Annotated in this window: 22 protein-coding genes; 5 read left to right on the forward strand and 17 right to left on the reverse strand. The window is 66.2% G+C overall.

The features are described 5' to 3' along the window. Position 1 precedes the first annotated feature (1 nt). The 5 genes from SAOR_RS14945 to SAOR_RS14965 form a co-directional block, all read right to left on the reverse strand. Positions 2-1,021, reverse strand: a complete 1,020-nt coding sequence (locus SAOR_RS14945) for an AAA family ATPase (protein ID WP_123632191.1) — start codon at positions 1,019-1,021, stop codon at positions 2-4. 248 nt (positions 1,022-1,269) lie between these two features. Next, entirely contained in the window at positions 1,270-1,602 is a 333-nt protein-coding gene (locus tag SAOR_RS14950; RefSeq protein WP_123591482.1) for a methanol dehydrogenase [cytochrome c] subunit, read from the reverse strand. Positions 1,603-1,669: 67 nt separating this feature from the next. Beyond that, entirely contained in the window at positions 1,670-2,227 is a 558-nt protein-coding gene (gene moxG / locus SAOR_RS14955; protein WP_123591483.1) for a cytochrome c(L), periplasmic, read from the reverse strand. After that, complete coding sequence (moxJ, locus tag SAOR_RS14960; protein ID WP_123591484.1) at positions 2,227-3,114, reverse strand: methanol oxidation system protein MoxJ; 888 nt, start codon at positions 3,112-3,114, stop codon at positions 2,227-2,229. The genes moxG and moxJ overlap by 1 nt, the downstream gene beginning before the upstream one ends. 72 nt (positions 3,115-3,186) lie before the next feature. Continuing rightward, positions 3,187-5,142: a methanol/ethanol family PQQ-dependent dehydrogenase gene (locus tag SAOR_RS14965; RefSeq protein ID WP_123591485.1), complete on the reverse strand. Its 1,956-nt coding sequence runs from the start codon at positions 5,140-5,142 to the stop codon at positions 3,187-3,189. A 353-nt stretch (positions 5,143-5,495) separates the two neighbouring features. Here SAOR_RS14965 and SAOR_RS14970 point away from each other — a divergent pair, with 353 nt between their 5' ends. From SAOR_RS14970 to SAOR_RS14980, 3 genes are all read left to right on the forward strand, one after another. Further along, positions 5,496-6,179: a response regulator gene (locus tag SAOR_RS14970; protein ID WP_123591486.1), complete on the forward strand. Its 684-nt coding sequence runs from the start codon at positions 5,496-5,498 to the stop codon at positions 6,177-6,179. 59 nt (positions 6,180-6,238) lie between these two features. Then, positions 6,239-6,658: a SufE family protein gene (locus SAOR_RS14975; RefSeq protein WP_123591487.1), complete on the forward strand. Its 420-nt coding sequence runs from the start codon at positions 6,239-6,241 to the stop codon at positions 6,656-6,658. Between the two features lie 118 nt (positions 6,659-6,776). Beyond that, a complete protein-coding gene (locus tag SAOR_RS14980) occupies positions 6,777-7,577 on the forward strand; it encodes an IclR family transcriptional regulator (protein ID WP_123591488.1) in 801 nt (266 codons plus the stop codon). A gap of 29 nt (positions 7,578-7,606) precedes the next feature. Here SAOR_RS14980 and SAOR_RS14985 read toward each other — a convergent pair whose 3' ends face one another. Both SAOR_RS14985 and SAOR_RS14990 read right to left on the reverse strand, forming a co-directional pair. Next, the gene (locus tag SAOR_RS14985; protein ID WP_123632125.1) at positions 7,607-8,782 is read right to left on the reverse strand and encodes an alpha-hydroxy-acid oxidizing protein; all 1,176 of its coding nucleotides are present in this window, start codon (positions 8,780-8,782) and stop codon (positions 7,607-7,609) included. Positions 8,783-8,912: 130 nt separating this feature from the next. Continuing rightward, positions 8,913-9,449 (reverse strand): Z-ring associated ZapG family protein, encoded by a 537-nt coding sequence (locus SAOR_RS14990; RefSeq protein ID WP_123632126.1) that lies wholly within the window; start codon positions 9,447-9,449, stop codon positions 8,913-8,915. Between the two features lie 256 nt (positions 9,450-9,705). Between SAOR_RS14990 and SAOR_RS14995 the strand changes: the two genes are divergently transcribed. Both SAOR_RS14995 and SAOR_RS15000 read left to right on the forward strand, forming a co-directional pair. After that, entirely contained in the window at positions 9,706-10,872 is a 1,167-nt protein-coding gene (locus SAOR_RS14995; protein WP_123632127.1) for an acetyl-CoA acetyltransferase, read from the forward strand. An 11-nt stretch (positions 10,873-10,883) separates the two neighbouring features. Continuing rightward, positions 10,884-11,303, forward strand: coding sequence for a Zn-ribbon domain-containing OB-fold protein (locus SAOR_RS15000; protein WP_123632128.1), 420 nt, complete (start codon positions 10,884-10,886; stop codon positions 11,301-11,303). 229 nt (positions 11,304-11,532) lie between these two features. Here SAOR_RS15000 and SAOR_RS15005 read toward each other — a convergent pair whose 3' ends face one another. From SAOR_RS15005 to SAOR_RS15050, 10 genes are all read right to left on the reverse strand, one after another. Beyond that, a complete protein-coding gene (locus SAOR_RS15005; RefSeq protein WP_123632129.1) occupies positions 11,533-12,324 on the reverse strand; it encodes an enoyl-CoA hydratase/isomerase family protein in 792 nt (263 codons plus the stop codon). A 55-nt stretch (positions 12,325-12,379) separates the two neighbouring features. Then, complete coding sequence (locus SAOR_RS15010; protein ID WP_123592678.1) at positions 12,380-13,165, reverse strand: citryl-CoA lyase; 786 nt, start codon at positions 13,163-13,165, stop codon at positions 12,380-12,382. A 326-nt stretch (positions 13,166-13,491) separates the two neighbouring features. Next, positions 13,492-13,926 (reverse strand): PaaI family thioesterase, encoded by a 435-nt coding sequence (locus SAOR_RS15015; protein ID WP_123592679.1) that lies wholly within the window; start codon positions 13,924-13,926, stop codon positions 13,492-13,494. A gap of 6 nt (positions 13,927-13,932) precedes the next feature. Further along, positions 13,933-14,595 carry a 3-oxoacid CoA-transferase subunit B gene (locus SAOR_RS15020; protein ID WP_123632130.1) on the reverse strand — a complete coding sequence of 221 codons (663 nt, stop codon included), beginning with the start codon at positions 14,593-14,595 and terminating at the stop codon, positions 13,933-13,935. Next, complete coding sequence (locus SAOR_RS15025) at positions 14,592-15,266, reverse strand: 3-oxoacid CoA-transferase subunit A (RefSeq protein WP_123592681.1); 675 nt, start codon at positions 15,264-15,266, stop codon at positions 14,592-14,594. The genes SAOR_RS15020 and SAOR_RS15025 overlap by 4 nt, the downstream gene beginning before the upstream one ends. 66 nt (positions 15,267-15,332) lie before the next feature. Continuing rightward, positions 15,333-16,469, reverse strand: coding sequence for a TAXI family TRAP transporter solute-binding subunit (locus SAOR_RS15030; RefSeq protein ID WP_123632131.1), 1,137 nt, complete (start codon positions 16,467-16,469; stop codon positions 15,333-15,335). Positions 16,470-16,516: 47 nt separating this feature from the next. Further along, positions 16,517-17,662, reverse strand: a complete 1,146-nt coding sequence (locus SAOR_RS15035; RefSeq protein WP_123632132.1) for a TAXI family TRAP transporter solute-binding subunit — start codon at positions 17,660-17,662, stop codon at positions 16,517-16,519. 145 nt (positions 17,663-17,807) lie between these two features. Further along, positions 17,808-18,488 carry a GntR family transcriptional regulator gene (locus SAOR_RS15040; RefSeq protein WP_123591642.1) on the reverse strand — a complete coding sequence of 227 codons (681 nt, stop codon included), beginning with the start codon at positions 18,486-18,488 and terminating at the stop codon, positions 17,808-17,810. A 74-nt stretch (positions 18,489-18,562) separates the two neighbouring features. Next, positions 18,563-19,267, reverse strand: coding sequence for an ABC transporter ATP-binding protein (locus SAOR_RS15045; RefSeq protein WP_123632133.1), 705 nt, complete (start codon positions 19,265-19,267; stop codon positions 18,563-18,565). Further along, entirely contained in the window at positions 19,261-20,007 is a 747-nt protein-coding gene (locus SAOR_RS15050) for an ABC transporter ATP-binding protein (RefSeq protein WP_123632134.1), read from the reverse strand. The genes SAOR_RS15045 and SAOR_RS15050 overlap by 7 nt, the downstream gene beginning before the upstream one ends. Between the last annotated feature and the right edge of the window lies 1 nt (position 20,008).

Genomic DNA, 20,008 nt, shown 5'->3' on the forward strand with positions numbered 1-20,008 from the left:
CTCACGGCGCGGCGATACGGGCGAGCGCCGCGTCGAGCAACCGTCCGATGATCTCATCGCGCCGCAGCTCGTAGATCGGATTGAAGAAGAGGCGGTGGCCGGCGGTCTCGGCGAACACGGCGCGTATGTCCTCGGGCACCACCATGTCACGCTCGGCGAGCCAGGCGTTCACGCGGGCCGCACGGATCATCATGCTCATGCCGCGCGGACTGCCGCCACCGGCGATCAGCGTGTTGACGTCGACATCGTCGAGCTGGATGCCCGCGGCGGCCGGATCGCGCATGGCCTGCCAGAGGTCCAGGGCATAGTTCTGGAGGGTTTCGCTGACGCTGATCGCGTTCTGCAGTTCGCTCGCGAAGGCGTTGAGCGCGGTGTAATCGACCAGCCCCTCGTCGACACTTTCGATCAAGGCGTCCGCGTCGTGGAACTTCGGATCGAACATCAGCGCGCGCCGGGCCTCGCGCGTTTCCGGCGCGGCGATACCGATCTCCATGAAGAACCGGTCGCGGGCCGCCGCCGGCAGCTCGAACGTTTCCTCACGCTCGACACGATTGCGATCCGCGAATACCAGCAGGTGCGGAAAGTGGTGCTCCCGGTTGAACGCATTCATGGACCGCTCGGCCATCAACCGCAGCAGCAGCGAGTGCACCTGCGGCCGGGCACGGTTGATCTCGTTGAAGAAAAACGTGGCCAGCGATTCGCCGTGGCGTAATACCGGCCCGGGCTCGACGCGCGGCTTGCCGTCTTCGTCGATATAGGTGTGATACGCCAGATCGGACGGCATGAGATCGACGGTGCCTTCGAGGCGCTCGTAGCCGCCGCCGAGACCGCGCGCCATGGCCCGCAGCAGCGTGGTCTTGCCAACGCCAACGTCACCTTCGAGCAGTACGTGGCCGCGCGCGAAGACCGCGATCAGCATGCGGCGGACGGCGTACGCCTGGCTCACCATCACACTGTTGACCTGTTCCTCGAGGCGCAGCGCACGGGCGCGCCAGTCCGCGAGGCGACTATCCCCTTGCATAAGCGTAATCCGATGTCGCGGACCTTGTGCCCCGTCCCGCAAGCAACCCCGACGTTTGCGCGTCACACGACGCCGCTGGCGGCGTGGCGACAGCTCGCCATAGTCTTCGCTACGACTCGCTTTAGGGCCTTGCCAGCCACGCCGTTTCGCGCGCGTTTCCATACGAGATTGACGGGACAGCACCGTAGCCCGGAAGAAAACGGCCCCGATACGGGATCGGGGCCGCGCCGCACAGAGCGCGCGCTGCGTCAGCTGCTGCTCTGTTCTTCGTCCATGGCCTGTTGCAGCTCCAGCTCATCGGTGTCGTACACCCAGTCGCCGGTCTCCTTGAAGTGCTTCACGCGCATGGCGTTACGCTTCTCCATGCCGCGTATGGATTCCTGCTGCTTGTTGAGCTCGCTTTCGCTGTGTTTCGGGTCGTACTTGCTGCCCTCGATCTTTTCCGGGTAACCCGGTTTCGGCTCCCAGCACATTCCGGGCTCTTCGCAATTGGTGCCGTCGTAGCCCAGCGCCGTCCCCGTACCGAGCAGACCGCCAGCCGCGACCAGCGTCGCACCGATGATGATTCGACGGTTTCGCATGATTGACTCTCCTTCGTTCGCCTTGGTTTTTGTCGTTTATCAACGCATTCGAGCGATCTGAAACGCGTTAGGCGTCGCCCTCGCCCTCCGATTGATCGCGTTTCCGTTCCTTGATCAGGGCCTTCTTGCCCTCCAGGTCCAGCCATTCAGCCTTGGAGGCCTTGCCTTCATAGATGTCGCGGAGGAACGCCATCGTCTCCAGCATCTCGGTCTTGGTCATGGACATGTAGTGCGGTCCCATCTGCGCCCGGGCGCCGCCGAATATGGTGGAGAACAGACCCTTGTCCTCGGCATTCGCTGGATAGGTCCAGTAATCGTCGATGAGCGACGGACCGAGCTTGCCCTTGGCGTGATGGCCATGGCAGCCCGCACAGGCCACTAGAAATTCTTCCTTGCCTTTCTCGATCGACCCCTCATCGCCGTTCAACGGGTTCTTGCCCGTCTGTTCGAACGTCTCGACCGCATCCGGCTTTTCTCCGGCCTGGGCCTTGGACAGGTCGAGTTCGGAGCCATCGACCGTATTGCGGAACGTTTCCGCCGCGGCAGCGATGGTCGCGACGCCGACGAGAAACGTGGCCAGAACGAGGATCACTCGGGCCGATAGACGATACTGTCGATGAATCATCAAGATGAGGCTCCTGTCGCTTGCGCCGCGCCGGCCGCGGCACGACTGGCGGCATCGAGATCATTCAGAGGAATGCCTTCGTCTTCCAGCACCGCACGAATCTGGTCGTGCTTTTTCTTGAGTGCCTGGTTGAGCGCATCCCTCAGTTCGGTCTCGTCCTCCCGGACCGCCATGGCCTGCGCGTAGCTGAACCGCAGCGCTTCACCACGACGTGTCGTGGTATCGGGCACGGGCTCCATCGCCAGCGGCTGATCGGAGGCCTGAACGTAGCGCGCCACCTCCGGTGCCCAGAGAATAGCGACATCGGCGTTGCCGTCGACCACCTCGCCGAGCAGCGTCTGCGGGTCATAGCGGACGTACTCGTTGCGTCGCGACTTGAAGCCGATCAATGAATACATGTAGTTCAGGTTGTCGTCCCATTTGTTCATGTCCCGCAGCTTCGGCTCGACCGGGCTGTACGGCGAAATGGCGAAACGCGTCATCTGCTTGAGATCGGGGCTGTCCCAGGAGTCGATCTCGATGTCTTCGTTGCTCGGGTACACGAAGACGTAGCTCGACCGATAATAGGGGTCGGTTGTGGCCACGCGCGGATCGTCGGCATCGACGCCGGTGATGACGTCGCACTTGTCCTTCTTGAGATAGTTGGGCACCAGATAGATACCCGGCTCATCGACATAGACGAACCGGGCGTCCCGATCCATGCCGTCGGCGACTATCTTCGCGATCTCGTTCTCGAAACCGTCGCCGCCCTGCTTCGAGAAGGGCAGCTCATCGGCCGCCGCACAGATGCGCAGCGGCTCGCTATTGGCGGCATGCGCCCAGGATGGCCCGATCAGACAGGTCACAGCCACGAGGCCGGCGCCCAACGGCTTGGTTAACGCTTTCATTGCAAACTCCGGATGGTTGGGGAAGACGGCGGACGCGCGCCACGCCCGCCGTCCGTTCTCCGCTGACTCGCGCTAGCGGCTGGCCTGACGGTCGTCGTTTCCGCCATCGGCCGCAGCCGATCCGCTATCGCTGTCCCCAGAGCCTGGGTTCGCCTGGTATTCGCCGGTGTTGATGTCCTTGGTATACGGACTCTCACCGTCGAGCGAGAAGGCGACGAAGCCGCCGCCCATCTGCGTGTGGTTGGCGAGCTCCTTGAACGCCCCCACCGCACCGAGGCCCGCGGACGGGTCGTTCAGGTCGAAGACCAGACCCACGCCCGGCCAGCCGCCGACGCCGTAGTTGATGCCGACGTACTGGGTGCCGTCATGCATATAGGTCATCGGATGGCCGATCACGCCCGAAGGCAGCTTGAACTTCCACAGCAGCTCGCCGGTACGCGAATCGCGGGCCTTGATGAATCCATCCAGCGTTCCGTAGAACACCAGATTTCCGGCGGTGGCGGTGGTGCCACCCCAGACCGCGAAGCGCTCCATGACCGACCACTTGAAATCGCCGGTCTTGGCGTCGTACGCCTTGACCTGGCCGGAACCCGTGCCTTCCTCGCGGTTGCCCTTCGGCCCCGGATAGGTCCAGACGTTGGCGCCCACGAAGAACTGGCCCGCACGGTAGGGCAGCATGTAGGGCTCCCAGTCCATGCACAGGTGGTTCATGCCGATGAAGAACAACTGCTGGTTGGGATCGTAAGAGTCCACGCCCTGGTTGTGATAACCCATTGCCGACGGACAGATGCCCTTCGAGCGATGATCCATGCGCGTTCCGTATTCGGGGTCGCGCACCGGAATGCCGGTCTCCATGTCGACGTGCTTCACCCAGTTGACGGTGTCGTCCATCTTGTCGGCCCGCACGAGATCACCGTTGGTGCGATCCAGGCTGTAGAGGATGCCGTTGCGGTCGGGATGGGTGAGCAGCTTGCGTTTCTCACCGTCGATCTCCTGTTCGGAGAGCATCATTACGTTGACGCCGGCGTAGTCCCACTCGTCGTGCGGGGTCTTCTGGTAAGCGAACTTGGCCTCGCCCGTCTCCAGGTCGCGCCCCATGATAGACATGGTCCACTTGTTGTCGCCCGGACGCATGGTTTCGTTCCAAGGCGCCGGATTGCCGGAACCGTAGTATACGAGATCCTCTTCCGGATCGTAGGCATACCAACCCCAGTTGGTGCCCCCGCCGATCTTCCAGGCATCGCCTTCCCAGGTCTTCACGCCCAGATCCTCCTGGCCGTAATGCGGATTCGCGGCGTTGAAGTCGTCGGCGAGCAGCAGATCCTCGTCCGGCCCGGTGGCATAGGCCCGCCATTCCTGCTCGCCGGTCTTGACGTCGAAGGCGGTGACCACGCCGCGCACGCCGAGCTCGGCCCCCGACGAACCGACGATGACCTTGTCCTTGACCACGTACGGCGACTGCGTGAGCGTCTGCCCCACGGCGGGGTCCATGACCTCGAGCTTCCAGTACATCTCGCCGGTCTCGGCATTGAGTGCCAACAGATGGCCGTCGAGCAGCGTCTCGATCACGAGCGGCGGGGTCTCGCCGTCGCCCGGATAGTAAGCCAACCCACGATTGACGACGTCGCAGCAGGCGACCGAGCGTGCCGCGGGGTCCTGCTTGGGCTTGTACTGCCACACGATCTCGTTGGGATCGTCGAGATCGAGTGCGAAGACATTGTTTGGAAACGGCCCGTTGATATACATCATGCCGTCCACGACGATCGGCGATCCTTCGTGGCCGTTGAGCACGCCGGTCGAGAACGACCAGGCGGGCGCCAGATTCTCAACATTGTCGGCATTGATCTGGGTGGACTCGCTGAAATGATTGCAGTCGTAGTTCTTGCACTGCATCGGCCAGTTCTCCTGGCTGGCCGCGAGTTCCTGAAGCTTGTCGTTGGCCCCCGCCGGAGCGGCGAGCGCGTAAATGGCGGTGGCCGCCAGGGCTAGTGCGCCCCGACGCACCGGTATGCGCCTCGTTCGTGGCATCGCTTCTCTCCTCTCGTTCGCTTTGTTCTGTGATGTTGTCTGGCCTGCACCGGAATCGGCGCGTTGACGCCTATATAGGTATAAGACAGTCCGGCGCTCAGCGATATGGCGCGGCACCCTGCTTCTGTCCTCGCAAAGCACTCAGAACGAATACATTATTTCCCATCCGAATTGAGGTTTTTTCCCATCTGCGAAACCGGACATGACGCCGGCAGACATCGAAAGCGGCACGGCGTTTCCGCATACCCGGATCGGGGCTCGGATCGGGAAGATATCCCGGGGGTTCTTCGGTTATCGTCGCTGTCGATCGAACACAGCCCCGCCGATTCACGTCGCCGGGCCACGGGGCCGACATGAACCCATCACTACTGCTGGTCGATGATCACGAGATCGTGCGTCGCGGATGCCGCGAACTGCTCACACACGCCGGGTACCACGTGGGCCACGAAGCCGCCACGGGCGAGGAGGCCTGGCGATTGTTTCGAGCCCATGCACCGCGACTGGTGATACTCGACCTCTCCATGGAGCACATGGGCGGCCTGGAGATCATCCGCCGCGTGCGCGCACACCGCGGCCACACCGCCGTACTGGTGTTTACGATGCACGACGAGCCAACCTACGCCACACGTGCTCTGAAAGCCGGTGCGCTCGGCTACATCACCAAGACGAGCCCGCCGGAAAGTCTGATAGAGGGCATCGAGCGCGTTCTAGGAGGTTCCGTGTATCTCAGCCAAGATATCGCGCAGGCCATCGCGTTGAGCGAGCTCTCCATCGACGCCGGGCCGGTGGAAACGCTGTCGGCGCGGGAATTCGAAGTGTTCCAGCTGCTGGTGGAGGGTCACAGCAATCCGCGGATTGCGGCCACCCTCTCACTGTCGCACAAGTCGGTATCGAACTATGTCGTGCGCATCAAGCACAAGCTGGCCGCCGACAGCGTGGCGGATCTCGTCCGGCTGGCGATCAATCAGGGACTGACCAAGCAGAATGTCGGCCCGCTGGTCGACGGGCCGGAATCGACGCCCCGACCGCTTGACTGACCCCGCCGCTGCCCCAATGCTTCACCACACACTGGTTTCCCATCGCAGGCCCGGGTGTCATGGACCCACAGATCGAGCAACTCAAGACCACCTTCGAGATGCTGCCGGACTGGGAGGAGCGCTATCGCTTCATCATCGATCTTGGCCGCAAGCTCGAGCCGCTCGCCGACGAGGAGCGCACCGAGGCCACCCGCGTGCGTGGCTGCATGAGCCAGGTCTGGCTGGTCGCCGACGAGGCCGATGACAGCGGCGCGCTGCGGTTCCGCGGCGACTCGGATGCCCACATCGTGCGCGGCCTGATCGGCGTGCTGCTGATGATCTATTCCGACAAGACGCCGCGGCAGATCGTGGATACCGACATCAATGCGCTGTTCGCCGATCTCAATCTCGAGCAGCACATCACCATGAACCGCCGAAACGGCCTCTATTCCATGGTCGAGACCATCCAGCGGCATGCCAGTCAACGCCTCGACGCCTAGCATTACACCCCTAGAGCACGGCCCGGCACGGCCATTGCAATGCATTTTCGGTTGACAGTCCGGCATGGAAAAGCCAAATTGTCGGATTAGCCGCTAAAGTTTCGCATAGCAGAATAAAATGAAAGAACATCCCGACCAGCCGGCCGGTGCCGAGAAAGACCGGAAATTCGTCACCGCCCTGGCCCGCGGGCTGGACGTGCTGCGCGCGTTCGAGCCACGCGACAACCTGCTGGGCAATCAGGAGATCGCGCGCCGAACGGGCCTGCCGAAGCCGACGGTCACGCGGTTGACCTATACCCTGACCAAGCTCGGTTATCTGTCCTACAACAAGGAACTGGAGCGCTACCAGCTCGGCATGGGCGTGCTGGCGCTGGGCTACGCGACCCTGGCCAACTTCGGCATCCGCCAGATCGCCCGCCCCTACATGCAGGATCTGGCCGAGGAGGTGAACGCCTCGGTCGCGCTGGGGGCGCGCGAACGGCTGTCGATGATGTATCTCGACCATCGCCGCGCCAGCGGCGAAGTCACGCTGCGTCTCGATATCGGCTCTCGCATTCCGCTGGCCACCACGGCCATGGGACGCGCCTTTCTCGCCGCGCTTCCGGAAGTCGAGCGCGGCTATCTCATGACCCATCTGGAAAAACGCACGGGGCCGGAGAAATGGCCGGCAGTTCGGCGCGGTATCGAGACCGCCTGCGAGCAGTACGCCACCCACGGTTTCGTGACCACGGTCGGCGACTGGGAAAAGGAAGTGAACGCGGTCGGGGTTCCGTTGATTGAAACAACCAACGGCGACGTCTTCGCCTTCAACTGCGGTGCGCCCTCCTTCCTGCTCGCCCCCGATCGGCTGGAAAGCGAGGTCGGCCCGCGGCTGAAGTATCTGGTGCAGAACGTTCAGGCCGCCATCAGCCGGATCTGACGCGCCGTCGGCAGCCGTTCGCGGGGCGTCTACATCCCCGCGGGCAACGGCTGCTGCAGTGACCGACGGCTCATGTCGTCGAGACGCGCCACCCCGGACAGCGCCATGGAGAGGTCAGTGTCGGCCAGCAGACGCCGCAGCACTTCCTCGACACCGGCCGCGCCGTCACAGGCCAGCCCCCAGGCGTAGGGGCGCCCGACCAGCACCGCATCAGCGCCCAGCGCGATCGCCTTGAGGACGTCGGCGCCGCGGCGGATACCGCTGTCGAAGAGCACGTCGATCTGGTCACCGACCGCATCGACCACGCCCGCCAGCGCGTCGATCGCGGCGATGCTGCCGTCGACCTGGCGGCCGCCGTGATTGGACACGATCACGCCGTCCATGCCGGCCGCACGCGCGGCGAGCGCGTCCTCCGGATGGAGCACGCCCTTGAGCACCAGCGGCAGATCGGTGGCCGCGCGCAGGCGGGCGAGATCCTCCCAGGTGCGTGCGGGCGCGGCGAACACGTTCGACCAGTGCTTGACCGCCGCCCGCATATCGGCTTCCGGCGGCTGTTCCAGCCCGGCCCGGAAGACCGGATCACTGAAGTAGTTCGCCAGGCCCTGCCCCTGCAGGAACGGCAGATACGCGCCCTCGAGATCGCGTTCGCGCCAGGCCAGCATCTTGGTGTCGAGCGTGATCACGATCGCCTCGTAGCCCGCCGCCTCGGCGCGCTGGACCAGGCTGGTGGCCAGGGCGTCGTCGTTGGGCCAGTAGAGCTGGTACCAGCCGCTGGTCGCACCGAGCGCCGAACGGACCTCCTCCAGCGCGAACGAGGACACGGTGGACAGGATCATCGGCACGTCGACGGCCGCGGCGGCCTCGGCCACCGCCAGCTCGGCCCGCTCGTGGATGATCTCCTGCACGCCGAGCGGCGCGATCATCAGCGGCGTCGGCTGACGCTTGCCCAGCACGGTGCGGCCGAGATCGCGCACGCTGATGTCGGTGAGCATGCGCGGGACCAGCCGATAGCGGTCGAAGGCGTCCCGATTGGCAGTCATCGAAGATTCGCCGGCGCCCCCAGCGACGTACCAGTAGGCCTCGTCGGACAGCATCTGGCGGGCGCGCGCCTCGAGATCGACGTAGCGCAGCGGCAGATCGGGGCGACGGCCCTTCAGGCCGCCGGCGTAGATGCTCAGCTGATGGTTGCCATATGGGGTGGTCAAGACCGGTCTCCTCGCACGATGCCAAGTGCCCGCCGCCGGCCGACGGACGGGGCCGGCCGACGCGGGGCCGGCCGGAATCAGAACAGCATCGCGGCCCCGGCGCAACCCGGGCGGGGCCGCGCGGCGGCGATCATTCCAGACCGTAGCGCTTGCGACCGCCCTCCTTGTTCCAGGGACGATCGTTGGAGGAGTCGCTCTTCATGACCGCGTCCCGATTGGGCGCCCTGGCCTCGGTCTTGGGCCCGGCGTCCGACTGCGGCGCGTCGGTCGCCGCGCGGCTGTCGCCCGCGGCCGCCGCCGGCTTGTCCTCGCGTCCGGCGGCCGATTCCCCGGATGCCCCGCTGTCCTCGTCCCGGGTGATCGCCTCGGGCCGCGGCGGCGGCGTGACCTGACGCTCGGGATGGATGTCGGCCAGCTTCTCCGCACCCTCGGCCATGTGCTGATACATGTCGCGATAGTCCTCGACCATCCGCGACATGATCGCCGAGGTCTGTTCGAAGTGCTCGCGCACGTCGTTCTTGTAGCTGTCGTGCTTTTCCTGGGCCTCGCGCATGGCGACCGATTTCTTGCCGCCGAAACGGCTGCCCAGAAAATAACCGACCAGCAGGGCGACGACCGCGCAGGCGACGACGATCAGAACCAGTGCGACAGGACTCAGGTTGACCATGGATGCGTAACTCCGTCTCGAACAGGCGTGTGATTCCGGCCCATACTGTGCGGTCGGCCGCTGCGCGGCAAGTCGACCATCGACGCAGGCGCGCGCGGTCGCCGTGTCCGGTCGTACAAAGCCCGGCCGGGAACGGCTGGGACGCGATCGCGACTTTACGGCTCCGGCATGAATACGGTATACAGTCGACTCGCACACGCCGAGCCGCGCGATCCGTTCGCGCGCTCGCGCCCACCGAGAGCAAGGCAGACATCGCATGACACGAGAGGTAGTGATCGCCGGCATTTCCGAAGCCGGCCTCGACAAGGGCGTGTTCGCCGAGCCGGTCTCCGTACTCGACGTCCAGGCCCAATGCGCCACCCGCGCGGTCGCCGACGCCGGCCTGACCATGGCCGATGTGGACGGCGTACTGACCGCCGGCCTCTGGGGCATGCCCGGCGCGGGCACTTTGATGCCACTGTCGGTGGTCGAGCACCTGGGCATCAAGCCGCGGTTCATCGACGGCACCAACATCGGCGGCTCGGCCTTCGACGCCCATGTGGCCCATGCCGCCATGGCGATCGAACGCGGCTACTGCGACGTGGCCGTCATCACTTATGCCAGCGACCAGCGCAGCGCCTCCGGGCGCAATCTGGCCGGCAAGCCGCCGCATCTGAACATGCAGTTCGACTCGCCCTTCGGCCTGCTCACCCCCATCGGCAGCTACGCGCTGGCCGCGCATCGCCACATGCACGAATACGGCACGACCTCCGAGCAGCTCGCCGAGATCGCGGTGGCCGCGCGGCGCTGGGCCCAGCTCAACCCGGCCGCCACGAAGCGCGACGAGCTGAGCGTCGACGACGTGCTGGACAGCGCGATGATCAGCGACCCGCTGCACAAGCTCGACGCCTGTCTGGTCACCGACGGCGGCGGCGCCGTGGTCGTGACCACGCCCGAAAAACTCGGCACCGACGCCCGCAAGAAAGCGGTCTATGTGCGCGGCTACGGCGAATCGGTCTCGCACTGGACCATCAACAGCATGCCGGATCTGACCACCACGCCCGCGGCCCACAGCGGCCCCGCGGCGATGCGGATGGCCGGGGTGAGCCACGACGATTTCGACGTGGTCCAGATCTACGATTCGTTCACCATCACCGTGCTGCTCACGCTCGAGGCACTGGGTTTCTGCAAGCCCGGCGAAGGCGGCGAGTTCGTCTCCGGCGGCCGCATCGCACCCGGCGGCGCCTTCCCCATGAACACCAGCGGCGGCGGCCTGTCGTGCTCGCATCCCGGCATGTACGGCATGTTCCTGCTGTTCGAAGCGGTCCGTCAGCTGCGCGGCGATGCCGGCGAACGCCAGCTGGACAAAGCCACCACCGCGCTGGTCAACGGCACCGGCGGCGGCCTGTCGAGCACCGCGACCTGCGTGCTGAGCAACCGCTAAGGAGCATCGAGATGAGTCAGGACGCATCCACCCCGAGCCGCCCGGTCCCGATCACCGATCCGGCGACCGCGCCGTTCTGGAAGGCCGCCAGCCAGGGCGAGCTATCGCTGCCGCGCTGCGAGGACTGCCGGCGCGTGCACTATTATCCACGCGCCGTCTGCCCGCACTGCAGCAGCGAATCGCTGTCCTGGGAGACCCTCAGCGGGCGCGGCACCATCTATTCCTGGACCGTTTCGCGCCGCCCGGCGGGCGCCGGCTTCAAGCCGTACGTGCCCTACGTGGTCGCGCTGATCGACCTCGACGAGGGCGCGCGCATGCTCTCGAACGTCCGCACCGACGATGTCGACAGCGTGGCCATCGGCCAGGCCGTGCGCGTGGATTTCGAGGACATGGCCGAGGACATCGCACTCCCCGTCTTCCGCCCGGCCTGAGCGATCGACACGCGGCCGCCGCGTCGTGGCGTGCCACGACCCAGGCTTGCAACGCCGCCGGGCGCCCCTAGTCGTTTTTATGGGCGGCCCAACCCTTCGGGACAATCGCTGTTGTGCGGCAATCCAGCGTTGTAGCACGCTGGTGCAGAATGACTGCACGGCGCGCACTACGCCTCGTCTTGCCGCACAACAGCGATTGGCGCGGGCTCGCATGAAGTGCTAACAGGCCCTAGTCTTCGCGCGCCGGCCACTCGAACGCCGGCGGGCGTTTGTCCAGAAAGGCGTCGACCGCGTCGCCGTGTTCGGGCGTGGCGAAGGCCACGCTCTGGCTGGTCAGCTCCATGTCGAGCATGGTCCTGAAGTCGTTGAGCTGCGAGACGTTGAGCGCGCGCTTGCTGAGCATGAACGCGGTCGGCGAGGCCGCCGCCAGGCTCGTGGCGATGGCCCGGGCCCGATCCGGCAGCGCCTCGGCCTCGACCGCCTCCAGCGCGATCCCCAGCGACACCGCCTCGTCGGCCGCGACGGTGCGCGCCGAGTAGATGATCTCCTTGGCGCGCTGCAGGCCGACGATGCGCGGCAGGGTGTAGAGCGCGCCGAAGTCGGGCACCAGCCCGATCTTCATGAACGCCATCGAGAACTTCGCCCGGGTGCTCGCGATCACCAGGTCGGCGGCCAGGGCCAGACCGAAGCCGGCACCGAAGGCCGCACCGTCGACCGCGGCGATGACCGGCTTGTCGAGATGCACGAGCTGCTCCAGCCAGCGGTGATGAAAGCGCATTCGCGCCTGACGCGCGGCCGGATCGTCGCGGTTGGCCAGCATGGCCTTGATGTCGCCGCCGGCACAGAAGGCCCCGGCCGCGCCGGTGATCACCAGGGCGCGTATGTTGTCGTCGTCGCGTACCGTGGCCACGGCCTCGGCGAGCTCGCCGGTCATCGCGCCGTTGATGGCGTTCTTCTGCTGCGGCCGGTCGAGGGTGATCGTCGCCACGCCGGCTGCGACGTCGAATCGAATCGTCTCCATCGCTGTCTCCTTTTCGGATGCAGCGGGCGCGGCATTCCGCGCCCGCCGCGGGGGCTCACTCGGGGCGGATGTGGGCGGTCGCCTCGTCCTCGATCCGCTGCCAGATCTCCACGCCCATGGGATTTTCCGACTCCTCGAGGATGTGGCCGACCAGCCCGATGGCGCGCGCCATCACGCCGAAGCCGCGCACGATATGGCCGGGGAAACCGAATTCGCAGCAGATCGCCCCGATCGCGCCGGTGGCGTTGATCGGCAGCTGCTTGCCCGAGGCCGCTTCGGCCTCGACCTGGATCCTGCCCATGAGCTCGACATAGCGTCCGGCCATGCCGTTGTCCTCGGCAATGGCGAACAGCCGCGGGGTGCGCGGGTCCACCGGCTTGTGCAGCGGGTGCCCCAGACCGGGAATGATCTGCTTGCGCGCGCGGTAATCGGCCACCGTCTGCTTCGCGATCGCGTCCAGGTCGGCATCCGCCGGCGCATCCGTGGGCAGCACCTCGTAGAGCATCTTCGCGGCACCTTCCATGCTGCCCACGAAGACCGTGCCCAGCCCGCACAGGCCGGCGGCGACCGCGGCCTGCAGCGACTCCGGCGCGCCGGCATAGGTCAACCGCGCGGCCAGTGCGGAGGGGGTGATCCCATGCTCGACGAGCGTGATGACGATCGCGTTGAAGACACGCGACTCGGCCTCGGTCGGCGTCTTTCCGGTGAGCTGCAGGTAGGCCAGATCGCCCAGGTTGAAATGCCCGAGGATCTCGTCGGGCAGGCTCTTGCCGCGCACCTCGATGCGGTCGCGGGTGCTCCAGGCGATGTCGGAACGAATGGGTCTGGGTTCACGGCTCATGGGTTGTCCTCGATGTGAGCAAATGAAGGTTCCGGGGTTGGTCGAAACGTGTTGCGAACGCGGCGCCGGGCCCCGCGCATCGCGTGCCGCGAGACGCGAATCGTCGATCGTGGCGCGCCACGCTCAGGGCTGCACCGCCCTGGGCCGTTCACGGTCAATATCCATGGGCGGCCCCGCCGTCCGGGCCCTGCGCCGTTGTGCGGCGATCCAGCGTTGTCGCACGCTCGTGCCGTGTGACTGCGCGACGCGTACGACGGATCGTCTTCCGCCCACAGTCAATTTTCAGAAAGACCCTGGGGCGAGCTTGCATGACGTGTCGACGGGCCCTAGTCGGCGCGGTGACGCGGCTGATCGCGCAGGGCGAAAGAGCCGCGACCGGTGGCCAGCTGGCGCCGTTCGGCGTCGAACACGTCGGCGACGCCGACCACGATCTGGCGGCCCTTCTTGACGATGGACGCGCTCGAATAGATGCGGCCCTTGCCGGCCGGGCGCAGGAAGCTGACGTTGAGATCGATGGTCAGCGGGCCGATGTCGTGCTGATAGGCCGAACGCACGGCCGTGCCGAGCACCGTGTCGATGAGCGTGCAGTAGATGCCGCCGTGCACCATGCCGTAGGCCTGCACCAGGTTGTCGTTGATCTCGAGTGCGATCTCGCAGTCGCCGCTGCCGTCGGTGCTCACGCGTTCTATGGCCACGCCGAGATGCATGCGGAAGGGGTTGCGCTCGGTCCAGGCGATCTCGTCTTCCAGGGTCCAGGCCATGCGGGCTTATCCTTGTGCTCGTCGGGCGGTGTCGGGGGCCATCAGCGGCGCGTCGGTGACGTTCTGAACGGTGTCGAAGTCGTTGCCGGCCAGCAGTTCGATCACCTGCAGCCCGGCGTCGGTGACCGCGATCACGGCCAGATCCGTATAGATGCGGCTGACCACGCCCGCGCCGGTCAGCGGATAGCTGCAGCGCTCGACGATCTTGGGCGTGCCGTCCTTGAGCGTATGCCGGGTGATCGCGAACAGCTGCTTCGCGCCCACCACCAGATCCATGGCGCCGCCGACCGCCGGCGGATAGGTCTCGCTGCCGGTCGACCAGTTGGCCAGATCGCCGTTGGCCGCGACCTGATAGGCGCCAAGCACCGAGATGTCGATATGGCCGCCGCGCATCATCCCGAAGGAATCGGCGTGGTGGAAGAACGAACCGCCCGGGCGCATGGTGATGTGCTGCTTGCTGGCGTTGATCAGCTGCGGGTCCTCCTCGCCGGGCGCGGGGGCGGCGCCGAAGCCGAGCACGCCGTTCTCGCTGTGGTAGATGACCTCGCGATCCGCCGGCACGTGATTGGCCACCTCCGTGGGCATGCCGATGCCGAGATTGACGTAGGCGCCGTCGGGGATGTCGGCCGCGCAGCGGGCGGCGACCTGTTCGGGGGTGAGACGGTTCATGCGACGGCCTGTTCGGTTTCGATGACGTGGTCGACGAAGATGCCCGGCGTGACCACCTGCTCCGGGTCGATGTCGCCCAGCGCGACGACCGCCGAGACTTCGGCGATCACCGTGCGCGCGGCCGTGGCCATGATCGGATTGAAGTTGCGGGCGGTCTTGTAATAGACGAGATTGCCCCAGCGGTCGGCCCGTTCGGCCTTGAGCAGGGCGACATCGGCGGACAGCGGGGTCTCGAAGACGTGCCCGACGCCGTCGATGATCTCGGTGCGCTTGCCTTCGGCCAGGGCGGTGCCGTAGCCGGTGGGCGTGTAGAAGCCGCCGAGGCCGGCACCCGCGGCCCGGATGCGCTCGGCCAGCGTGCCCTGGGGCACCAGCTCCAGCTCGATGGCGTTCTCTTCGTAGCGGCGCTCGAACCAGACCGAGCCCGGCGAGCGCGGATAGGAGCAGATGACCTTCGCGACGCGATTCTCGGCGAGCAGCCGGGCGATGCCGGTCTCGCCCACGCCGGCGTTGTTGGCCACGATCGTCAGATCGCGCGCGCCGTGATCCAGCAGCGCATCCATCAGATTGAAGGCGACTCCGGAGCTGCCGAAGCCGCCACACATGAGGGTGTCGCCGTCGGCGACACATGCGATCGCCTCGGCGATCGAATCCCTGATTCGATTGATCATTCCGGGTTGTCCTGCAGAAGAGGGAAAAGTTGCCGGCGGATGCGGACGCACCCGCCGGCATCGGCATCAGAGCGCGTCGAGCGCGGCCTGACGCTTGTCCTCCCAGACGGCCTGGAAGTCCTCGCCGGTCTTGTCGCCGGCCTCTTCCTTGGTCTCCTGCCAGGCCGCCTGCAGGGCTTCCAGACGTGCGAGGCGCTTGTCGTTCCACTCCTGCATGTCGTCGGTCCAGATACCTTTTTCCTTCAGGTACTTGATTGCGCCCGGATGGAACGGCGCATCGATCGGCGGGGTACCCGATTCACTCAGCTTCCAGCGCGGCATCACCGAGGTGGCATCCTTGTACATGCCGAAGGTGTCGTCCATGGCCTTGGTGAAGTCGTAGACCGCCTGATCGGACATGTCGGCGCGCACGGTCAGCACCGGGTAGCGATAGGCCATCAGCGGCACCGGATTATCCTCGCTGATGCCCGCGCCCACCGTTTCTTTATACGGCTTGAAGAACGGCGCAACCTCGGTCACACGCTTCCAGCCCTTCTCGTCGGAAGCCGGCAGTGGCACCCAGTAGATCCCGCGCGGGGACTCGGCCAGTTCGTACATCTGGCTGGGCGTGGTCGTGGTGCAGGTCGCATCGGCCTGGCCCTGGGCGAGCGAGCTCATCGCCGCGCCGTAGGTCGGGAACATGCGCGCATCGACGTCGTCGCGGGTCAGCCCGGCGAAGGCCAACAGCGCATCGCACTTGACGTTGACCGACGGGTTGCCGGCCACATAGGCCACGCGCTTGCCTTCCACATCGGCGAGCTCGCGGATATCGGCGTCCTCGGCCGTGGGCATGCCGAATGAGGACGGCCGGCCGGCGACCACGCGCAGATCCTGCGGGCCCCAGCGCGGGTCGGCGAAGTCGTAGAGTCCTTCGGTGGCGAAGAAGGTCTCGGTGGCGAGGAAGCTGTAATCGGCCCGTTCCTGCAGCAGCGGCTGCAGCCGACCGATCGCCGACCCGGACGGCTGAATGCGTATGCGGGTGCCGTATTCCTTGCCGAAGGCGTCGGCCATCGCCGAAGCCTCGGCATAGCCGGCCGAGCCGACATCATACGACGACCAGGTCATGGTATCCGGCAGGTCCTGCGCCAGCGCGCCGGACGCGCCCAGCGCGCAGCCGGCCGCCAGGACCGCGCTCGCCGCAGCGGTTCGTGTCTTATTAAGCATGGTGCTCTCCTCCTCGTGGTGCGCTTGATGCGCTCTTGATTATCCGATCACTCGTTATCGTCGTCGCCGGACTCGAGCGCGGCGATCGTGTTCCGCCGGGCCTCGGCCCAGGCTTCGGCGAAGGCTTGGTCGTCGGCGTCTTCATTGGCCGCGAGCGCGTCCTTCCAGGCCGCACGCAGGGCCTCGAGCCGCTTCAGGCGTCGATCGTTCCAGGCCTGATCCGCCTCGGTCCAGATACCCTGCTCTTCAAGATACTTGATCGCACCGGGATGGAACGGCGCATCGACCGGCGGGTGGCCGGCGCGCTCCAGATCCCAGCGCGGCATCGACGCGGTGGCGTCGTTGTAGAGATCGAAGGTCTCGTCCAGCGCCTTGATGTAGTTGTAGACAGCCTCCTCGCTCTGGTCGGCGCGCACGACGATCATCGGATAGCGATAAGCCATCATCGGAACCGGCTCGTCCTCCGAGATGCCCGCGCCGACGGTCTCCTCGAACGGCGCGAAGAACGGTGCCAGCGCCTGCAGACGCTGCCAGCCCTGTTCGTTGTCGGGCGGCAGCGGCACCCAGTGAATGCCGCGCGGGGACTCGGCCAGCTCGTACATCTGGCTCGGCGTGGTCAGGGTGCAGGTCGCATCGGCCTGGCCCTGGGCGAGCGAACTCATCGCCGCACCGTAGGTCGGGAACATGCGCAGGTCGACGTCGTCGCGATCCAGCCCGGCGAAGGCCAGCACGGCGTCGCACTTGACGTTGATCGAGGGATTGCCGGCGACATAGGCCACGCGTTTGCCGGCCACGTCGGCGACCGTATCGATGTCCGCGTCCGCGGCCGTGGGCATGCCGAACGACGACGGCCGGCCGGCGACCACGCGCAGATCCTGCGGGCCCCAGCGGCGGCTGGCGAAATCGAACACGCCCTCGGTGGCGAAGAAGGTCTCGGTCGCGAGATAGCCGTAGTCGACGCGGCCCTGCAGCAAGGGCTGCAGCCGGCCGACCGCCGACCCGGAGGGCTGGATGCGCACGCGGGTGCCGTATTCCCGGCCGAAGGCATCCGCGATGGCCGACGCCTCGGCGTAGCCGGCCGAGCCGACGTCATAGGATGACCAGGTCATCGTGTCCGGCAGCGTCTGCGCACCGGCGGTGCCGAACGCCGCACTCAGCATGGCCGCAACGAGCGCCTGTGTTTTCTTTTTCATCTCCGCCCCTCCTTGTTTCACAACCCTATCAGTATTCCGTATTCCGTCGACGGCCTTGCCATGGACGCAAGTCGGCGGCTCCCGGCAATGCCGGGCCACAGACCCGTCGTAGCGGCCGGTCGCTCACCGGCCGCCGCGGCGCGTATCAGCGGATCTTGCCTTCCTTGCTCGCCACGTAGTCGTAGAGCGCGCGCCCGGCCGTGGCGATGTGCTCACGCATGGCCGAGCCGGCGGCATCGGCGTCGCGTTCGCGCAGTGCGCTCAGGATGCCGCGGTGCTCACGCGCCGCCTGCACCAGCCGATTGTCGATGGCCATCGGCGTGAGCGGCGGCAGGCCCTGCCAGAGGCCGTAGATCATGCGTGACAGTCGCGGCTGATCGGCACTGTCGTAGAGTTCGCGATGAAACTCCTGGTTGAGTTCCACATAGGTCTGCTTGTCGCCGGCCTCGGCCGCGGCCTCGATGTCGCCCTGCAGCCGCTCGAGCTCATCGATCTCCTCATCGGTGAGCTGCGCGGTGGCCTTGACCACGGCCTGAGCCTCGAGCATCTCGCGGAGCGAGTAGATCTCCTCGACATCCTCGAGCCCGAAGTGGCTCACGCGACACACGCCGCGCTCGTCTGCATCGACCAGGCCGTCGAAGACGAGCCGTTTGAGGGCGTCGCGCACGGGAATCCGGCTGGTGCCGAAACGGCTGGCCAGATCCTCGTGCACCAGCCGCTCTCCACCCTCGATCTCGCCCTTGAGGATGGCCTCGCGCATGCGCATGTACACCTCGTCCTCGATCGAGCGACGACGTACCGGGCCGAAACTGGATTTGCTGCTCATGATCCTTGCGCTTCGCTGCTTGAGTCGACTGGAAAACTATCACACCGCTTTCGACGCGTCGGCGCCGACGCGCGTCAGAACAGGTCCCACAGGCTGCGCGACCAGGTCAGCTGGTCGGGCGTGGCCTCGTGGATGATGCGTCCGCCCTTCATCAGATAGACCCGATCGGAGACCGCGAGCGCCTGGCCGACGTTCTGCTCGACCAGCAGCACGCTCAGGCCCTCCTCCTCGCGCAGCCGCGTCACCAGCGCCATGATGTCGTCGACCAGATTCGGCGCCAGGCCGGTGGAAGGTTCGTCCAGCAGCAGCAGCTTCGGCCCCGCCAGCAGTGCCCGGCCGATGCTCACCATCTGCTGTTGCCCGCCGGACAGCTCCCCCGCCCGATCGTCCTTGCGCTCGTCCAGAATCGGCAGATAGCCGAGCGTTCGCGCCAGGCGCCGGTCGTATTCGGCACGCGCGGACTCGCCGCTGGCCCAGAAGCCCATGCGCAGGTTCTCGGCGACGGTCAGGCTCGGGAAGACGCCGCGCTCCTGCGGCACCAGCACCATGCCGCGGCGCATGAGCGAGCGGGTCGAGGCTCCGGCGACGGCGGCGTCGTTGAAACGCACCTCGCCCCGGCAGTCGCCCAGCACGCCGAACACGCCCTTCATCAGGGTGGACTTGCCGGCGCCGTTATGGCCGAACAGCGAGACGATCTCGCCGCGTTCGACGCGCAGCTCGGCGCCGGAGACCACCGGCACCGAGGGATAGCCGGCGTGGAAGTCATGGACGCTCAGCATGACGCGGCCTCCGCGGGACGCCCCGCCGTGCCGAAATACAGATCCGTGAGCCGCTCGTTGGCGAATATGCGCTCGGGCGTATCGAAGGCCATGACCTCGCCCTTGTTGAGAAAGGCGATGCGATCGGAGACCTCGCGCACGATATCCAGATTGTGTTCGATCAGCAGCACCGTATGGCCTTCGTCCTTGAGGGACTGCAGGAGCGTGTGAAAAGTGGTGCGCGACGGGCCGTCCAGCCCCGAAGCCGGCTCGTCGAGGAGGAACAGATCGATGTCGAGCGCCATGATCCGAGCGAGATTGAGGAACTTGCGCTCGGCGTAGGACAGATCCATGGCACGCGTATCGCGCTTGTCGGCCAGACCGACGCGCTCGAGCACGGCGTCGGTGTGCCGACACGCGGCCGCCCGGGTCCAAAGCCTGAAGCTCGATTCCTGGGCGACCAGCACATTCTCGAACACGGTCATCTCGTTGAACAGGCGCAGGTCCTGGAACGAGCGCGCGATGCCGAGCCGGGTCACGCGCTGCGGGGACAGCCCGACCAGGTCGCTGCCCTTGTAGTGCACCGAGCCCGCGTCGGGCCGCAGGAAGCCGGTGATCAGGTTGAACAGGGTCGTCTTGCCCGCGCCGTTGGGCCCCACCAGCGAGGTGATCAGCCCCGGCTCGAGCGCCAGGGTCACGTCGGGGATGATGACGTTGCCGCCGAAGGCCTTGCGCAGGCCGTGGATATCGAGTGCCGCCATG

Origin of the sequence: Salinisphaera orenii subsp. orenii MK-B5, assembly GCF_003788635.1 — a bacterium.
GTDB lineage: Bacteria > Pseudomonadota > Gammaproteobacteria > Nevskiales > Salinisphaeraceae > Salinisphaera > Salinisphaera orenii.